General features: G+C 73.6%; 12 protein-coding genes, 1 tRNA gene and 1 pseudogene. 4 read left to right on the top strand and 10 right to left on the bottom strand.

Annotation, left to right across the window (positions count from 1 at the left end):
- The first annotated feature begins 1 nt into the window (after position 1).
- The gene (locus tag CCN33_RS08470; protein ID WP_086692797.1) at positions 2 to 934 is read left to right on the top strand and encodes a glycoside hydrolase family 6 protein; all 933 of its coding nucleotides are present in this window, start codon (positions 2 to 4) and stop codon (positions 932 to 934) included.
- A 4-nt stretch (positions 935 to 938) separates the two neighbouring features.
- Here the strand turns inward: CCN33_RS08470 and glxA are convergent, their stop codons facing one another.
- From glxA to CCN33_RS08425, 9 genes are all read right to left on the bottom strand, one after another.
- Complete coding sequence (glxA, locus tag CCN33_RS08465) at positions 939 to 2,873, bottom strand: radical copper oxidase GlxA (RefSeq protein WP_086692795.1); 1,935 nt, start codon at positions 2,871 to 2,873, stop codon at positions 939 to 941.
- The gene (locus CCN33_RS08460; RefSeq protein ID WP_086692793.1) at positions 2,870 to 4,747 is read right to left on the bottom strand and encodes a glycosyltransferase family 2 protein; all 1,878 of its coding nucleotides are present in this window, start codon (positions 4,745 to 4,747) and stop codon (positions 2,870 to 2,872) included. The genes glxA and CCN33_RS08460 overlap by 4 nt, the downstream gene beginning before the upstream one ends.
- A 367-nt stretch (positions 4,748 to 5,114) precedes the next feature.
- Positions 5,115 to 5,188: transfer RNA gene (locus CCN33_RS08455), tRNA-Lys, on the bottom strand.
- Positions 5,179 to 5,838 (bottom strand): bifunctional DNA primase/polymerase, encoded by a 660-nt coding sequence (locus CCN33_RS08450; RefSeq protein ID WP_279628154.1) that lies wholly within the window; start codon positions 5,836 to 5,838, stop codon positions 5,179 to 5,181. The genes CCN33_RS08455 and CCN33_RS08450 overlap by 10 nt, the downstream gene beginning before the upstream one ends.
- A 23-nt stretch (positions 5,839 to 5,861) precedes the next feature.
- The gene (locus CCN33_RS08445; protein ID WP_086692790.1) at positions 5,862 to 6,233 is read right to left on the bottom strand and encodes a hypothetical protein; all 372 of its coding nucleotides are present in this window, start codon (positions 6,231 to 6,233) and stop codon (positions 5,862 to 5,864) included.
- 127 nt (positions 6,234 to 6,360) lie between these two features.
- Positions 6,361 to 7,698, bottom strand: coding sequence for an AAA domain-containing protein (locus tag CCN33_RS08440; protein WP_086692788.1), 1,338 nt, complete (start codon positions 7,696 to 7,698; stop codon positions 6,361 to 6,363).
- Entirely contained in the window at positions 7,695 to 9,293 is a 1,599-nt protein-coding gene (locus CCN33_RS08435) for a hypothetical protein (protein ID WP_086692786.1), read from the bottom strand. The genes CCN33_RS08440 and CCN33_RS08435 overlap by 4 nt, the downstream gene beginning before the upstream one ends.
- The gene (locus CCN33_RS08430; RefSeq protein ID WP_392228884.1) at positions 9,284 to 10,477 is read right to left on the bottom strand and encodes a hypothetical protein; all 1,194 of its coding nucleotides are present in this window, start codon (positions 10,475 to 10,477) and stop codon (positions 9,284 to 9,286) included. The genes CCN33_RS08435 and CCN33_RS08430 overlap by 10 nt, the downstream gene beginning before the upstream one ends.
- Positions 10,374 to 11,327, bottom strand: a complete 954-nt coding sequence (locus CCN33_RS08425; RefSeq protein ID WP_086692784.1) for a phosphatase PAP2 family protein — start codon at positions 11,325 to 11,327, stop codon at positions 10,374 to 10,376. Before CCN33_RS08425 ends, CCN33_RS08430 begins: the two co-directional genes overlap by 104 nt.
- Positions 11,328 to 11,543: 216 nt before the next feature.
- Here CCN33_RS08425 and CCN33_RS08420 point away from each other — a divergent pair, with 216 nt between their 5' ends.
- A complete protein-coding gene (locus CCN33_RS08420) occupies positions 11,544 to 12,140 on the top strand; it encodes a histidine phosphatase family protein (RefSeq protein ID WP_086692782.1) in 597 nt (198 codons plus the stop codon).
- A 29-nt stretch (positions 12,141 to 12,169) separates the two neighbouring features.
- Here the strand turns inward: CCN33_RS08420 and CCN33_RS08415 are convergent, their stop codons facing one another.
- Complete coding sequence (locus CCN33_RS08415; protein WP_086692781.1) at positions 12,170 to 13,561, bottom strand: NsdA family TPR-like regulatory protein; 1,392 nt, start codon at positions 13,559 to 13,561, stop codon at positions 12,170 to 12,172.
- Positions 13,562 to 13,826: 265 nt separating this feature from the next.
- On the opposite strand from CCN33_RS08415, the gene CCN33_RS08410 reads away from it, so the two are divergent.
- Together CCN33_RS08410 and CCN33_RS32830 are read left to right on the top strand one after the other, a co-directional pair.
- The gene (locus tag CCN33_RS08410) at positions 13,827 to 14,234 is read left to right on the top strand and encodes a hypothetical protein (protein ID WP_107483912.1); all 408 of its coding nucleotides are present in this window, start codon (positions 13,827 to 13,829) and stop codon (positions 14,232 to 14,234) included.
- A gap of 46 nt (positions 14,235 to 14,280) precedes the next feature.
- A pseudogene (locus CCN33_RS32830) lies at positions 14,281 to 14,446 on the top strand (spermine synthase); the annotation flags it as partial.

The raw sequence follows: 14,446 nt of genomic DNA, 5'->3' as shown, positions 1-14,446 counted from the left end.
GCTGACGGCCGGGTGCGGGTCGGGGGACGGCGCCGGGGGAACGCCGGCCGGTAACCGGGGGCCGGGGAACCCCTACTGGGTCAACCCCGACGGCAACGCCGCCCGCCAGGTCGCCGCCTACGAGAAGGCCGGCCGGAGGGCCGAGGCAGCGCGGATACGGCGGATCGCCGAGCAGCCCGTGGGGGAGTGGCTCGGCCCGGAGAACCCGGAGGGGGAGGCGCGCGGGTACACGGAGGCCGCCGCCAAGTCCGGCCGTACCGCCCTGCTGGTCCTCTACAACATCCCGCACCGCGACTGCGGCCAGTACTCGCGAGGGGGCGCGGCCGACGGAGCCGCGTACCGGGCCTGGATCGACGGGGTGGCACGGGGCATCGGCGACCGCGCCGCCACCGTCGTCCTCGAACCGGACGCCCTGCTCCACCTGGTGGACGGGTGCACCCCGAAGAAGTTCCAGGAGGAGCGCTATGACCTCCTGCGGGGCGCGGTGACCGCACTCGCGGCCCTGAAGCACACCAGGGTCTACCTGGACGCGGGCAACGCGGGCTGGGGACACCCCGACCAGATCCACGCTCCGCTGAAGTCGGCGGGAGTGGAGAACGCCGACGGGTTCGCCGTCAACGTCTCCAACTTCTACTCCACCGCGGACTCCGTCACCTACGGCAAGCGCCTCTCGGCCAAGGTGGGCGGCAAACACTTCGTCATCGACACCAGCCGCAACGGCAACGGCCCCTACACCCGGGGCGCGCCCGGGGAGCGCTGGTGCAACCCACCGGGCCGGGCCCTGGGCGACCCCCCGACCACCAGGACGGCGGACCCCCTGGTCGACGCCTACCTCTGGATCAAACGCCCGGGAGAGTCGGACGGCGAATGCAGAGGAGGCCCGAAGGCGGGGGCCTGGTGGCCGGAGTACGCCCTGAAGCTGACCGAGGACTAGAGGACTAGGGGACCCGCACCCAGCGGGCCCTGGAAGGCGTCCCCTGGTCGTCGGCCGCGAACAGCATGTACCACCCCGCCTGCACCAGATTCCGGTTGGCCGGCACCCGTACCGTCACCCGGTCCCCGGCCACGCTGAACCCCAGCGCGATGGACCGCTGATCCACATCCGTCACATGCGTGGCCGCACTCGGCCGGATCAACCGCACCTTCCGAATGGTCGAAGCGTGCGGGGAGACGAACGTCCCCGACCCGCCCCGCACGATCCGCTCCGGCCCCGCGCCCAGCGAAGGCCGCGACCCCCGGTACAGATAGGGCGGCGTATAGATCTCGATCCGCTGCTCGAAGCTCCCCGGCCGGGTGTTCGCCCGGTCCCCGTACAGCGGGTCGGAGCCGAAGAACATGACCCGCCCGTCCGGCAGCAGGACGGACCCGGAGTGGTAGTTCCGTCCCACCAGCGGATCGGCGACCCGAGTGAAACGGCGGCTGTCCGGGTGGTAGATCCGCGCCTGGCGGATGTCGGAGTCACCCCGCCCCCGGTAGTCCTCCGAACCCCCCGACACCAGCACGGTGTCGTCGGGCAGCACCGAGACCTGCGGATACCGGGTCCCCTTCGCCAGCGAGGGCCCGTCCACGAACCGCGGTGCGGGTGCCCTGAGGTCGATCAGCCGGGTCTTCCTGCTGGCCAGCTTGGACTCCCCGACCCCGCCCCCGCCGATCACCAGATACCGCTCGTCCTGCGCCGGAGGCAACAGCACGGTGCCCGAGGTCTCCAGCCGGTCGGGATCGCTCATCCCCGGCAGCTCGGTGAACCGGTTCGTGCCCACGTCCCAGACGCCCGGCTTCCGGCCCACGTCGTCGGGTCCGTACCCCGCGTTGGAGCCCGAGTAGAAGACCTTGCCGTTCCGCATCAGGAACAGCGCCGGGTAGGTCGGGAACTGCCGGGCCCTCGGCGTGTACGCCCACTTCTTCGTCGCCGGGTCGAACACCTCGTTCTTGCCCGGCACCAACTGCCCGATGTCGTCCAGCCCGGAGACGCTGAGGACCTTGCCGTCCGACAGCGTGGTGAGCGTCGGGTACCAGCGGGCCTCGTTCATCGGGTCGACCTTGATGTACCGCTCGGCCACCGGGTCGAACTCGAAGGCGTCGCGGATGCCCTGGAAGTCCTTCTTGTCGAGCGCGAGCTTCTGCGCGATGCCGTACGTGTTGCGCGCCTCGGCGCCGGTGAGCCCGCGCACCCGGTAGTTGTCCTGGGTGCCGGTCTCGTACCTCGTGCCGCTGCGCTGGGCCTCGACGTAGATCCGGCCGAGGCCGGGGTCGTTGCGCAGGAAGCGGCCGGCGCGGTCGAAGACCTTCTTCGCGCGCGGGACCAGGACCGGGTCCTTGGAGACGAAGGTGCGGCCGTTGCTCCGCCCGGTGAACCGGGTGCCGGCGGGCAGCGTGACGGGGCGGTCCGGGTTCTCGTTGTGGACGATCATCAGGCCGCCGGCCTTGGTCACATCGCCCTTGAGCTTCTCGTACCGCTTGGTGCCGCCCGCGATCAGCAGACGGCCGTCGGCGAGCTGGGTGTGGCCGGTGCAGAAGAGGTCCTTGGGCGTGGGGATCTTCTTGACCGTGCCCCTGACCGGGTCCCAGAGCCGGGTGTCGAACTTCTTGGCGTCGAAGTTCTCCTGCTTGTTGCCCGACCCCGCCACCAGCAGCACCTTGCCGGTCCGCAGCAGCGCCGCGTGGATGGTGTCCTGGCGGTACTCCTCGGGGAACTCCACGATCTCCCAGTGGCCGTTGGCGGCCTTGTACTCCGGCTTGTCGATCACGTACTGGTGGTACCGCTCGGTGCCGAAGCGGTAGAGCCAGGGGCCGTTCATCCCGGCCAGCGCGAGGACCACCACGGCGCCCGTCCCCAGTCGGCGGGCGCGGCGGCGGCCGGTGAGGTCCCTCATTCGTCACGTCCCCCCAGCCCGCCGACGGCGATCCGCAGGGTCTGCTCGCTCTCACGGGCCGTACGCTGCGCCGGGACACGCGGCGCGGGCAGCGGTTCCGGCACCGGCTCGGCGGCCGCGCCCGGCACCCGCTCACCCCGCAGCGACCACCCCCACACGAGGATCGGCGACGCCGTGATCAGCAGGGCGAAGACCGCCCAGGTGATCATCGCCGGGTGGGCGTGGTCCAGCGCGAAGCCCGCGGTCAGCGAGCCCGCGAAGACCGCGACGAAGAACCAGTGGATGCGGAACGTCCCGAACAGCGTGTCCGGGCTGGCCGAGTCGCCCTTGGGGGTCACCACGAAGCCGCTCCTGCGGCGCAGTACCGCGTCCAGCAGCGAGCGGGCGTACACCGGCGCGGAGAGCGCCGACATCATCATGCCCGCGATCCCGCCGGACCCCTCCGGCTCGTGCGGGGAGACGTTGTGCCGCCTGTTCCAGAGGTACAGGCCGATCTGGAGCGCGGAGGCGTTGCCGTACAGCATCAGCCAGACGGTCGGGTCGATGTTCACGCCCGAGGCGCCCAGGCCCAGGAAGAGCGCGCAACTCAGGGCGGCGAGAATCCAGTTGAGGGCGGACATCGGGTAGAACACGATCATCATCGTGTAGTTGAGGAGCTTGCCCGGCGGCAGGGTGGCGAAGCCCTTCCAGTACTGCTTGAGGATCGTCTCGTACGTCCCCCGCGACCAGCGGAGCTGCTGGGTGAAGAAGTCGGTCCAGGCGTTCGGTCCCTCGCCCACCGCGAGCACGTCCGGGGTGTAGACCGACCGCCACTTGCGGCCGGTGGCCGGGTTGGTCGCCCGGTGCATCTCGAAGCCGGTCGCCATGTCCTCGGTGATCGAGTCGTAGAGCCCGCCGATCTGCTTGAGCGCGCCGATCCGCACCGCGTTGGAGGTGCCGACGAACATCGGGGCGCCGTAGCGGTTCCCGGCGCGCTGGATCAGGGCGTGGAAGAGGAACTGCTGCGACTCGGCGGCCTTGGTGACGAACGTGTCGTAGTTGCCGTACACCTGCGGGCCGATGACGAAGCCGACGTCCGGATCGCGGAAGTAGCCCAGCATCCGCTCCAGGTAGTTGGGGAGCGGGACGTGGTCGGTGTCGACGGAGGCGAAGAAGTCGTAGGCGTCGCCGTGCGCGTCCAGCCAGGCGTTGTAGTTGCCGTGCTTGGTCTTCGCGCGGTGCGGGCCCGAGGGCCGGTTCCACTTCGCCACGCCCTTGCGGCTGAAGTGGCGGACGCCGAGCCGGGCGCAGACCTCCTTGACGGCCGGGTCGTCGCCCTCGTCCAGCAGCCAGACGTGGAGCAGGCCCCGGTGCCGCAGCCGGACGGCGGCCTGAAGGGTCCGGGTGACCATCTCCAGCGGCTCCTTGCCGGGCACGAAGGAGGTCAGGAAGGCCACCCGGGTCCCGGCCTCGGGCACCACCGGCACCGGGTCGCGGGCGACGAGGGTGGCGTGCGCGTTGGACAGCACGTTCAGACACCGGAAGAGCTCGATCAGGCCGATCGAGACCAGCATCAGGGTGTCCAGCGCCGGCAGGAAGCCGTAGGCCGGGTAGTCGCGCTCGGTCCAGTGCTCCGGCCGGAGCAGCCAGCCCAGCAGGACGAGCGAGAGCAGCGGGGCAGCCCCCAGCATGAGCGCGGCCCGCATCCGGTGCGGCTCCTGAGAGAGCAGCGAGCGGTAGCGCACGGTGTACGGCCGGTCGACGGGTGGCTCGGTGAGCGGGCCGGCGAGCCGGCTGTAGTGCTCGTAGTCGTATCGCGGCCGGCTCCTCGCGGCCCGGCCGGGCCGGTGCGCGACGGCTCCGGGTCTGGTGGTGCGTGACGGATCGTCCGTCATGAGTCATCCCCCCACACGCGCGGATCGGCGCGTGTTTCGTCAGTCCTTCCGCCCGCGACGGACCTCCCCAGGCCGACGCGGGCGACTTCATGGCATGCGACCGTGACCACGCCCTGACTCACCGTGAGCAGGGCAGGGAACGGCGATGCTCCGGTCGCGGCGCGAGATGGCCCCCCTGGGCGCGGTGCGCGACCGGTACTTCCCCCCAACTGCCGTGTTTCCACGGCATCGTGGACAACAGGGTTCTACGTCGACGAGCATGATCGCAAGATGCGAAACCTGTTGTTTACCGGTCAAAACCGTTCATTGCGGTGAACGGAAACGCAAGCAGGCCCCCCGTTCGCACGGGGGGCCTGCTTGGTGTCTGTGCGCCGCCAGGGACTCGAACCCCGGACCCGCTGATTAAGAGTCAGCTGCTCTAACCAACTGAGCTAGCGGCGCCTGCTGACGTCGTAGACATTAGCACCCTGGTCGGCGGGAGGAAAAATCGATACCCGGGCCGCGCGCACCGCCGCCCAGAGCACCACCTCCGGGCCGGGGAGCCAGGGGTGCCGGGTGTCCGGGGCGACCAGCCAGCGGGACCCCGCCGCGGCGGGGCCGGCGTCGCCCTCCAGCGCCGGGACGGTCACCGCGTCGCCGGTGCCGTGACAGAGCAGCGGCGGTACGGCGTGGGTGCGCGGGCCCCACTCCTCCCAGGCCAGCAGGGAGGGCAGCCGGTGGGCGGTGCCCGGCGCCGCGAACAGCAGGGTCCGGCCCCGGTGCACCGCGACCGGGCCGCAGCCCGGACCCTCCGCACCCCACAGCCGGTCCAGCATCCGGCGCCCGAAGACCGAGGGTGCGCTCACCACGTCGAAGACCGTGCCGCAGGGCAGCACGACGGGGGCGTCGGGCCGCTCCTCCCAGAAGGCGAGCGTGCTACGCGGGTACGTTCCGGCGGAGGCGAGCCAGGCGGCTCCCTCGGCGGTGGCTGCGGTGACGTCCGGTGCGCTGGTCATGCACCCAGGTGTACCGCCGGTGAGCGGACGGTTTCCCTGGGTTGCGGAAAATGGGGACACCGGGGGGCGGGAGGGGGTATCTTGCCCACCTGGCATATGCCAGATGCGCGGGCAGCCCCCTAGTGCGGGTCGACCGCGCGGCGACCCTCGGGGTCGGCGCCCCGCATCAGGTCCCGGCCGAACTCCACCATCTTCCTGGCATAGTCCTCGGTCCACTCCGCCCGCTCGGCGATGTCCGCCGCCGTGAGCCGGTCGAACCGGCGCGGATCGGCGAGCTGGGCCGCCGCCACCGCCTGGAACTCCATCGCCCGGTCGGCCGCCGCGCGGAACGCCTGCGTCAGGTCGGTGGCCCGCGTCAGCAGGGCGCGCGGGTCGTCGATCGACTCCAGGTCGAAGAAATGCTCCGGGTCGGCGGCCGCCTCCGCGGGCTCGAAGAGCAGGGGCGCGGGGCGTAGCCGCGGTTCGTTCCGACGCGGCGAGGGCTCCGCCATGTCTTCATCTCCTCCTCGTACGTTCGCTGCACTCGGTCCCGCCTGCGGCCGGACCACCGTCCATTGTCCCGCGCCCACGCAAGACCGCCCCGGGGCCAGACCCGCACCTACGGTCAGGAGCGCCGTTTCACGGCTGGTACGGCACCCGGTGTTCGGCCAGGTGGGCCAGAACGGCGTGATTCGCCTCCCACCCGTCCGGGAACTTCACCAGGGTGCCGAGCTGGACCGGTTCCGTGGACGGGTACTCGTCCAGCAGGTCGCTCACGCCCGCGCGGCAGACCACGATGCAGGCGTGCCGGTGGCGGGAGGCGAGGACGCAGAGCCGGCCGGTCTCCAGGTGGAAGGCGGTGGCGTCCGGGCGGCCGGAGAGCGGGTGCAGGACCACCGTGACGTCGTACTCCCGGCCCTGGAGCCGGTTCGCGGTGTCCACGGTGACGCCCACCACGCCCAGCTCGGCCAGGGCCGCGCGCACCGCGGCCGCCTGGTCCCGGTGGGCGGTGCCCACGGCGACCCGGTCGGCGGTCAGCGGCGTCGGTGTCTCCGCGCGCTCGGACAGGGCCGCGCCCCCTCGGTCCAGCAGCCGCCGCACCACCACGGCCACCGCCCGCACCGCCTCCGGGTCGGTGCGCGGGGTGTGCCGGGCCGGCAGCTCCAGCAGACCCCAGCCGGACTCCGCCGCCTCGTCGATCACCCGGTCCGGCCCCGAACCGTCCGACGGCACCGCGAAGGCGAGCCGCCGCTCCCCGTGCCCGGTCCCGCTGCGGAACGGCGTGTACGGATAGAACGCGGCCGACACCAGCGGCGCCGCCGACGCGGGCAGCCGCCAGGACACCGGGAGCCGGTGCTGGGGGAGGCCGGGGTTGTGTGCCAGCAGCGTGGTCACCGCCGAGGCGGAGGGGTCGTAGGACAGGCCCGCCCACTGGTCGCCGCCCACCGTGGAGAACGGGTCCAGCTGGCCGGGGTCGCCCACGAACAGCGCCCGCTCGAACAGCCCGGCCACGGCCAGCAGCGAGTCCGAGCGCATCTGGTACGCCTCGTCCACGATCGCGTGCCGCCACGGCTCGTCCACCTTGACGTGCGCCCACTTCGCGGCCGTGGACAGCACCACGGGGAGCCCGCCCAGATCGCCCGCCTTGGCGGAGGTACGGACATTCGGCAGCGCGTCCAGCGCCTTGTCGTAGGCGTCGGTGTCGCTGCTGTGCAGGCGGCCCACCGGCAGATCGGGGTCCTTCTCGGCGAGGCGCAGCACCAGGTCGTCCACCTGGGCGTTGGTCTGCGCCACCACCATCAGCGGACGCCCCGCCCCGGCCAGCTCCAGCGCGGCCCGGACCACCAGCGTCGACTTGCCGGCGCCGGGCGGGGAGTCGACCACCACCCCGCGCTCGGTGCCGTGCAGGGTGTCGGCGAGGATCGCGTCCGTGGCGCGCGTGGCGGCGGCTCCGGGGTCGAAGTCCACGGTCGTCACAGCACGTCCTCCTCGGTCACCGCGTCCGGGATCTCCGGCACGGGCTCACCGGGCGGCCCGCCGTGCGTCCACGGGGTCTGCTCCGGGTCGGGCAGCTTGGCGCCGCCACGCTGCTCGTGCTCGAAGAGGGTGAAGCACACCGTGTCGCCCTTCTCCGGCACCGAACCGGCCTCCGGCTCCTTGCCCCGGCCCATCTTGTCCATGATCCGCAGCACCAGCACGCCGTCCTCCGGCGCGCCCTCGTACCCGGCGAACTCCGCCGTCTGCGCCCTGCCGTTCAGCGAGCGGTACACCTTGGCGCGCTCGCCCAGGTGCGGACGGTCCTCGGTGCGCACGGTCACCAGCGGACGCGGGCTCGGCCGCTTGCCCTCGCCGTACGCCATGACCACCTCGGTCACCTCGCCCGCGAACGCCTCCCCGGCCAGCCGCCGGGCCGCCATCACCAGCGGGTCGTCGAGCGCCTCCTGCGCCTCCAGCCGGGCCTGTTCGCGCTCGCGGCCGGCCAGCTTGCTGGCGGCGGTCACCGCGTCGTCCCGGCGCGGCTGCGGGGGTTCGCCCGCGGTGATCCGGTCCCGGTGCGCGGTGAACGACCAGCGGTCCCGCGTCCACCGCTCCTCGACATGCCCGCCCTCGGGGAGCGTCCGCAGCAGGTCGAGCCCCCGCCAGACCGCGTCCCACGTCGGGCGGGTGCGGCTCTCGACCAGGTCGCGGATCTCCCGCTCGGCGGCGGTGAGGGCGGTCAGCAGGTCCTCGGCCCTCGGGGCGTCCTCGGCGGCGGCCAGCGCGGTGTGCGCCCGGTCGTACCGCTCGATGGCCGGGGCCAGCAGCTTGTTGTCGAACGCCGGGTCGGTGGCCGGGCCCGCCGGGGGACACAGCAACTGGCCCGCCGCGTCCCGCGCCCGCTCCGCCCGCGCGGCCGCCTCGGCGCCGGTCTCGCCCCGGGGCGGGTCAATCCAGGCCAGCAGGGCGCCCAGATGCTGGTCCTCCACCATGGACTGGCCCGTGGCCCAGTGCCGGGACAGCGCGTCGGTCAGCGCCAGCAGCAGCGAGGAGCCCGGCACGCGGGACCGCTCGCCGTAGTGCGTGAGCCAGCGGCCCAGCAACGGCACGCGCGGCGGAGCCGGATACGGCGTCTCCGGCTCCTGCTCGGCCGTGCGCCGGAACCGCATGGAGCGGCCCAGCAGCCGGACGAGGTCCAGACCCGCGCGGCTCGGCACCACGATCTGGGGCGCGTCCGCACAGAGGTCCACCTCGACCTTGACGCGCTTGCCGGTCTCCGGGTCGGTGTCGGTGCGCTCCGCCGTCTCCACCGCCTCGGCGCAGGAGTCGAGGTGCGGCAGCACGATGTCGGCCAGCTCGGCGAGGAACGCGAAGCGCTGGTCGCGGTCGCGGGGCTGCGGCACGACCAGCAGCCGGGGCGCGTCCCGGTCGGTGCCGACCAGCGCGCCCAGCGGAGCGCCCGTCTCACCGGCGGTGGTCAGCGGGACGAACACCAGCGGACGGTCGGACAGATGACGGTGCCGTACGGTCGCGGCGGGCTGGGCGCGGCCGGTGGCGACCGCCTCCAGGCGGGCCAGGGTGGCGATCAGGGACACGGCACGGCCTCCCGGTCCGCCGCCTCGGCGAGCGCCTCGGCGCGCAGGGCGGCGGCCCGGCGCAGCGCGGCCACCACCGGGTCGGCGGGGTCGCCGCTCTCGCCGCGTGCCGCCGACAGCACCTCCCGGACCGTGCCCAGGGAGCCCAGCTCGGCGCGGAGCGGACGGCCCAGCCGGGTCACCGCGTCCGCCGCGCGGGACCGCTCCCGGCAGTGGAAGGCCAGCTCGCAGGAGGACAGGCACTCGGGTGCGTAGGTCGCGGGGACCGCGTCGACAGCGGCCGTCAGCTCACCGGCCGGGCGCTCCGGATCGAAGCAGGTGCCCTCGGGCAGCTCCTCGGCGATGGTCTCCACGCGCGTCAGCCGGGCGAGCTGCCGCGCGGTGACCGCCCGCTGGGCGCGTACGTCCACCGCGCGCGCGGTGGCCAGGTTGGAGAAGTCCTTCGGGCAGACCAGCAGCACCTCGTGCCGTACGGCGGGCGGCGGGCTCAGCCGGGCCGCGACCGCCTCCAGCGCCAGCACGTACACCGCCGCCTGCCGGGCGGCCGCGCCCACCTTCGCCGGGTCGGCCGAGCCGTCCAGCATCGGGAACGACTTGATCTCCACGACCGTCCAGCCGCCGTCGGGGTGCACCACCACCGCGTCCGGCTCCAGGAAGGCGGGCGAACCCGCCACGTCCAGGGCCAGCATCGGGTGGTCCAGCAGCGTCCAGCCGCCCGCGGTGACCGCCTCGCGCAGCGCCAGCGCCGTACGCGCGGTGCGGCCCTCGGGGCCCGGCGCGCTCAGGTCCGGCACCGCCGCCCCGGCGGGCGGTTCGGCGGCCGGGTCCAGCAGGGTGTGGGTGAGCCGCAGCAGCTCGGCGCCGCCGTCCGCCTTCACGCGGGCCTCGAAGGTGTTGCCCCGGATCAGCGCGAACTGGGACTGCCCGTAGTCCGAGGGGGCGCCCAGCGCGCCCGCGAGCGCGGCCTTGTCCACCCCGGCTCCGTCGAGGATCGCGCGTCTGCGGCAGCCCGGGTTGGCCGCGAGCGCCGCGAGGGCGCGCGCGTCCAGCGCCTTGGCCGGTACGTCGGGACCGCGCAGCTCAGCGAGCCGGTGCCGCAGCGCCGTCCCCCGCGTCGCTGGGGGAGGCGTCGGTTCCGGCCGCGGGGTCGAGCCGCGACTCGCGCTGCCGTGGAATTCGCTCACCCGCGGAAGTCTGGCATCCGTCACTGACAATCGGAGCGGGACCGGCGTTTCCGGCCGCCGTGAGCGGGGCCGCCCAGGCGGTCAGCCGCAGCCGCGCGGCCGTCGCGGCCCGCGTCACGTAGGGGGCCAGGAGCAGGCCCGCGCCCATCACGACCGCGCCCGCGACCGCGTCCAGGAAGTAGTGGTTGGCGGTGCCCATGACCACGATCGCGGTGAGCAGCGGATAGCCGACCGCGGCGATCCTGGCCCAGCGGGAGCGCCCGTACTTCCACATCACCACCCCGCAGAACAGCGCCCAGCCGACGTGCAGGCTCGGCATCGCCGCGTACTGGTTGGTCATCCCGCCCATGCCGCGCGGGGCACTCGCCTCGCCGCCCCACCAGCCGTACGAGCTGTAGTGCGCCATGGTGTCCACGAAGCCGTGGCCGGGCGAGAGCAGCCGGGGCGGGCAGGTGGGCAGCAGGGTGAAGCCTATGAGTCCTAGGAACGTGGACGTCATCAGCCAGGTGCGGGCCGCCCGGTAGTGCTCGGCGCGGGCACGGAAGAGCCAGACCAGCACCGCGGGCGTGACGACGTAGTGCAGGGAGGCGTACCAGAAGTCGGCCGGTATCCCGAGCCAGGGCTCCGCCGTGAAGAGACGGTTCAGCGGGTGCTCGGCGTTCAGGTACAGCGCCTTCTCGATGCCGAGGATGGCCAGACCGTGGTCCACGGCCGAGGAGACGTCCCCGCGCGCGAGGAGCCGTCCGGCGGTGTAGCAGCCGTAGACCAGCAGGATCAGCGGCAGTTCGGTCCACCAGCGCGGCCGGGTGGCCGGCACCGCCCCGGTGTCCGCTGCCTCGGTCTGCGGCATCCGATCGCCCTCCCCCTTCGCGCTGGCCTGGCACCCCCCGCGGGCGCCGTGACACTTTACGGTGTCGGTCCGCCCGTCCGCGCGGGCGTTCCGGCTCTCGAAGACGCCCGTATCGCCCACCGGGTTGCCCGCGCGCGCGGTACGCCATCATGGAAGGACCCGGCGAACGGGTTTCCCCGGCGTCCACTCGGCGTCCCTCTTCCGGAAAGGTTCCCCATGGCACCGCGCATCCTGCTGGCCCGGCACGGACAGACGGCCTGGTCGCTGTCCGGCAAGCACACGGGCAGGACCGACGTGCCGCTCCTCGAGGAGGGCCGGCGCGGGGCCAAGCTGCTCGGCGAGCGTCTGCGGCACACGCCGCCGGCCGGGTTCGCGGACGTGGAGGTGCGCACCAGCCCGCTGGTCCGCGCGCACGAGACCTGCGAGCTGGCCGGGTTCGAGGACCGCGCCGAGGTGTGGGAGACCCTCATGGAGTGGGACTACGGCGCCTACGAGGGCATGACCCCGGCCGAGATCCAGGACGTCCGGCCCGGCTGGCTGATCTGGCGCGACGGAGTCCCCGAGGGCGAGACCCTCGCGGAGGTCACCGCCCGCGCGGACGAGGTCGTCCAGTGGGCCCGCTCCGCCGACCGCGACGTCCTGATCTTCGCCCACGGGCACATCCTGCGCTCCATCGGCGCCCGCTGGCTCGGCCTCCCCATCGACTTCGCCGCCCGTCTCCGCCTCAACCCCACCTCCCTGTCCACCCTCGGCTGGGCATACGGCGAGCCGGCGATCGAGAGCTGGAACGACACGGGCCATCTGGTCGGCTAGGGAAGGGACCCTGGGGAGGCGCGCTCTCTCTATCCCCGCCGGGGCCGCGGCAGCGACGCGTGACGGTCCAGGAAGTCCGCCACTCCGGTGGCGCGACGGTGGGGCAGCAACACCCGCGCGGTGCCCGCCAGCATGGTGTGGATGCGGGAGGACTGGACCTGGGCGAGCAGGTCCAGCACGCGCAGACCGGCGCCGGCCGCCTCGTCGGGGTGGCCGTCGCGGGCCAGGTCGTCGGCGAGTTCGGCGGTGTACAGCGCGATGTTGCGGGAGAAGTGCGGGTCCTGGAGGCGGGCCGCGCGGCGGGCGTGCCGGGTCGCCCGGCGCCAGTCGCCCAGCGTCGACCAGCACTGCGCCTCCAGACCGGCCAGCTCGGCCTCGCCGTAGAAGCTCATCCACTCCGGGTCGGCCTCGCACGTACCGCGCCCGAACAGCGCCTGCGCCCGTACGAGCGCCTGTTCGCAGGCGGTGCGGTCGGCCAGCCCCGCCCAGCCGCCCGCCTCGCGCAGCGCCAGCAGGGACATCAGCCGGGGCGAGCCCAGCGGACGGGCGGCCCGCTGCGCGGCCTGCGCGGCCCGGACCGCCTCACGGGGGCGCCCGGCGTCCCGTGCGAGGAAGGCCGTGTTGCAGAAGGCGTGTGCCTCCAGACCGGCGTCCCCGGTCATCCGGGCGGTGGCCAGCGCCTCCGCGTAGTGCGAGCGGGCGTCGTCGAAGCGGCCCGAGTCATGGGCCAGCCAGCCCACCGAGATGGCGAGTTCACCGGCGCCCGAGTGCAGCCGCTCGGCGGTGGTCTGCCGGGTCGCGCCCGCGTCCAGCAGGGCGTAGGCGGCGCGCAGCGGCTCCGCGGCGCGCCGGTAGAGGCCGTCCGCGCCGTGCTTGTCGTCCAGCAGCCGGATGCGCCGGACGGCCTCCTCGACGGCGGCCGCCTCCGAGGTGCCCGGCCGCCGCGCGGCGGCCGAGGCGTCCGTGGCGATGCCCAGCGGGCCCAGCGCGGCGGCGGCCGCCACCGTGGCACCCGTACCGGTCATGAATGCGCGACGCAGCACGTCGCTCTCCTCGTGGTTCAGGGGGTCGTAAGGATGCTCGTACCCGGCGACCGGGACGGCGTTCGGTGGCGCGGCCGGGCGCGCGCCGCGCCCGCGCACGGCCGAGCGGGGCGCGAAGCCGAGGTCGGCGAGGGTGCGGCCGGGGAACATGTGCAGGAACACCCGCTCGTACGCGTAGTTGGGACAGCGGATCTCACCCGCCTCGACTCTCCCGACGTAGCGCGCGTCGCAGCTCACCCGCTCGCCGATCTCCCGCGCCGCGCGCCGCACCAGGGCGGCGAACTCCGCGGGGGAACGGCGGCCGCGCACCTGCCGGAAGGCGGTGTTGGGGCGGGGCGGCCGGTCGGGCTGCGCCGGGGTATCGGTTGACGACGCCATGGCCGGTCCTCTCGTGCGAACCGTCGAACCCTGCCGGAACGGCAGCCTCCACGGGTGTGGTCACCCGTGTGACACCGTGGGTCCGGCGGGGCAAGAACGTACAGGCTGTGTCCGGCCCGACACGCAGTGTTTGGCTACAAAACGGATATCTCATCCACGATCTGCCATGAACTGCCATCCTTTGCGGCGCACTTGTGCCGTAGCCCTTGACGCCGTCCCGCGTTGTACGTCACGGACCGCAACAGGCAGCGTGCTGGAGGCCGGCATGGAGACCCGTCCCGACAACGATCCGTGTCTGGTGCCGTCGTGGTCGCGGCCGCCCGGCGACGCGGCGTGCGACCTCGTCACGGTGCCGACCCGCCAAGGCCTGGAGGCCGTCGACATCCTGCGCCGTGCGGCCGCCGAGGGCGTCGGCCCGGTGCTGCACGACGACGGCCGCGACACGCTCGGCTTCCTCGTCCCGCCCGGCACGGCCGGCCACTGGGACGTGCCGGGCAGCACCTGCGTCCGCACCGCCGGGCGCGGCCTCCGGCTGAACCCGGAGCCGCCGGTGCAGGGCTCCGACTGGCTGCTGCCGCCCGGTGAGGCCGACCTCGCCACCGACCCGGCCACCCTGCGCCGGGCACTCGGCGAGGCGGCCCGTCTGATCGAGGCCGCCGACAGCTGCCGCTGACCGGCGCCGTGCGGCATGCGCCCGGGCCACCTGCGAGAATGGGCCGATGGGCAGGTCCAGGGACAACCGGCGCGGGGCGGCCGCCGAAGCCGTGGTGGAGGCCGTCGAGGGCGGCCTCGCGGAACTCATACCCGACCCCGACAGGGCGCGGGCCTGGTCGTTGCTGATCGACGGCGCCCCGCAGTCGCACGTCGACCTGGACGACCCGGCCC

This window comes from Streptomyces recifensis (assembly GCF_002154615.1).
Lineage (GTDB): Bacteria > Actinomycetota > Actinomycetes > Streptomycetales > Streptomycetaceae > Streptomyces > Streptomyces griseoluteus.
This window is presented reverse-complemented; position numbering and strand designations above follow the sequence as displayed.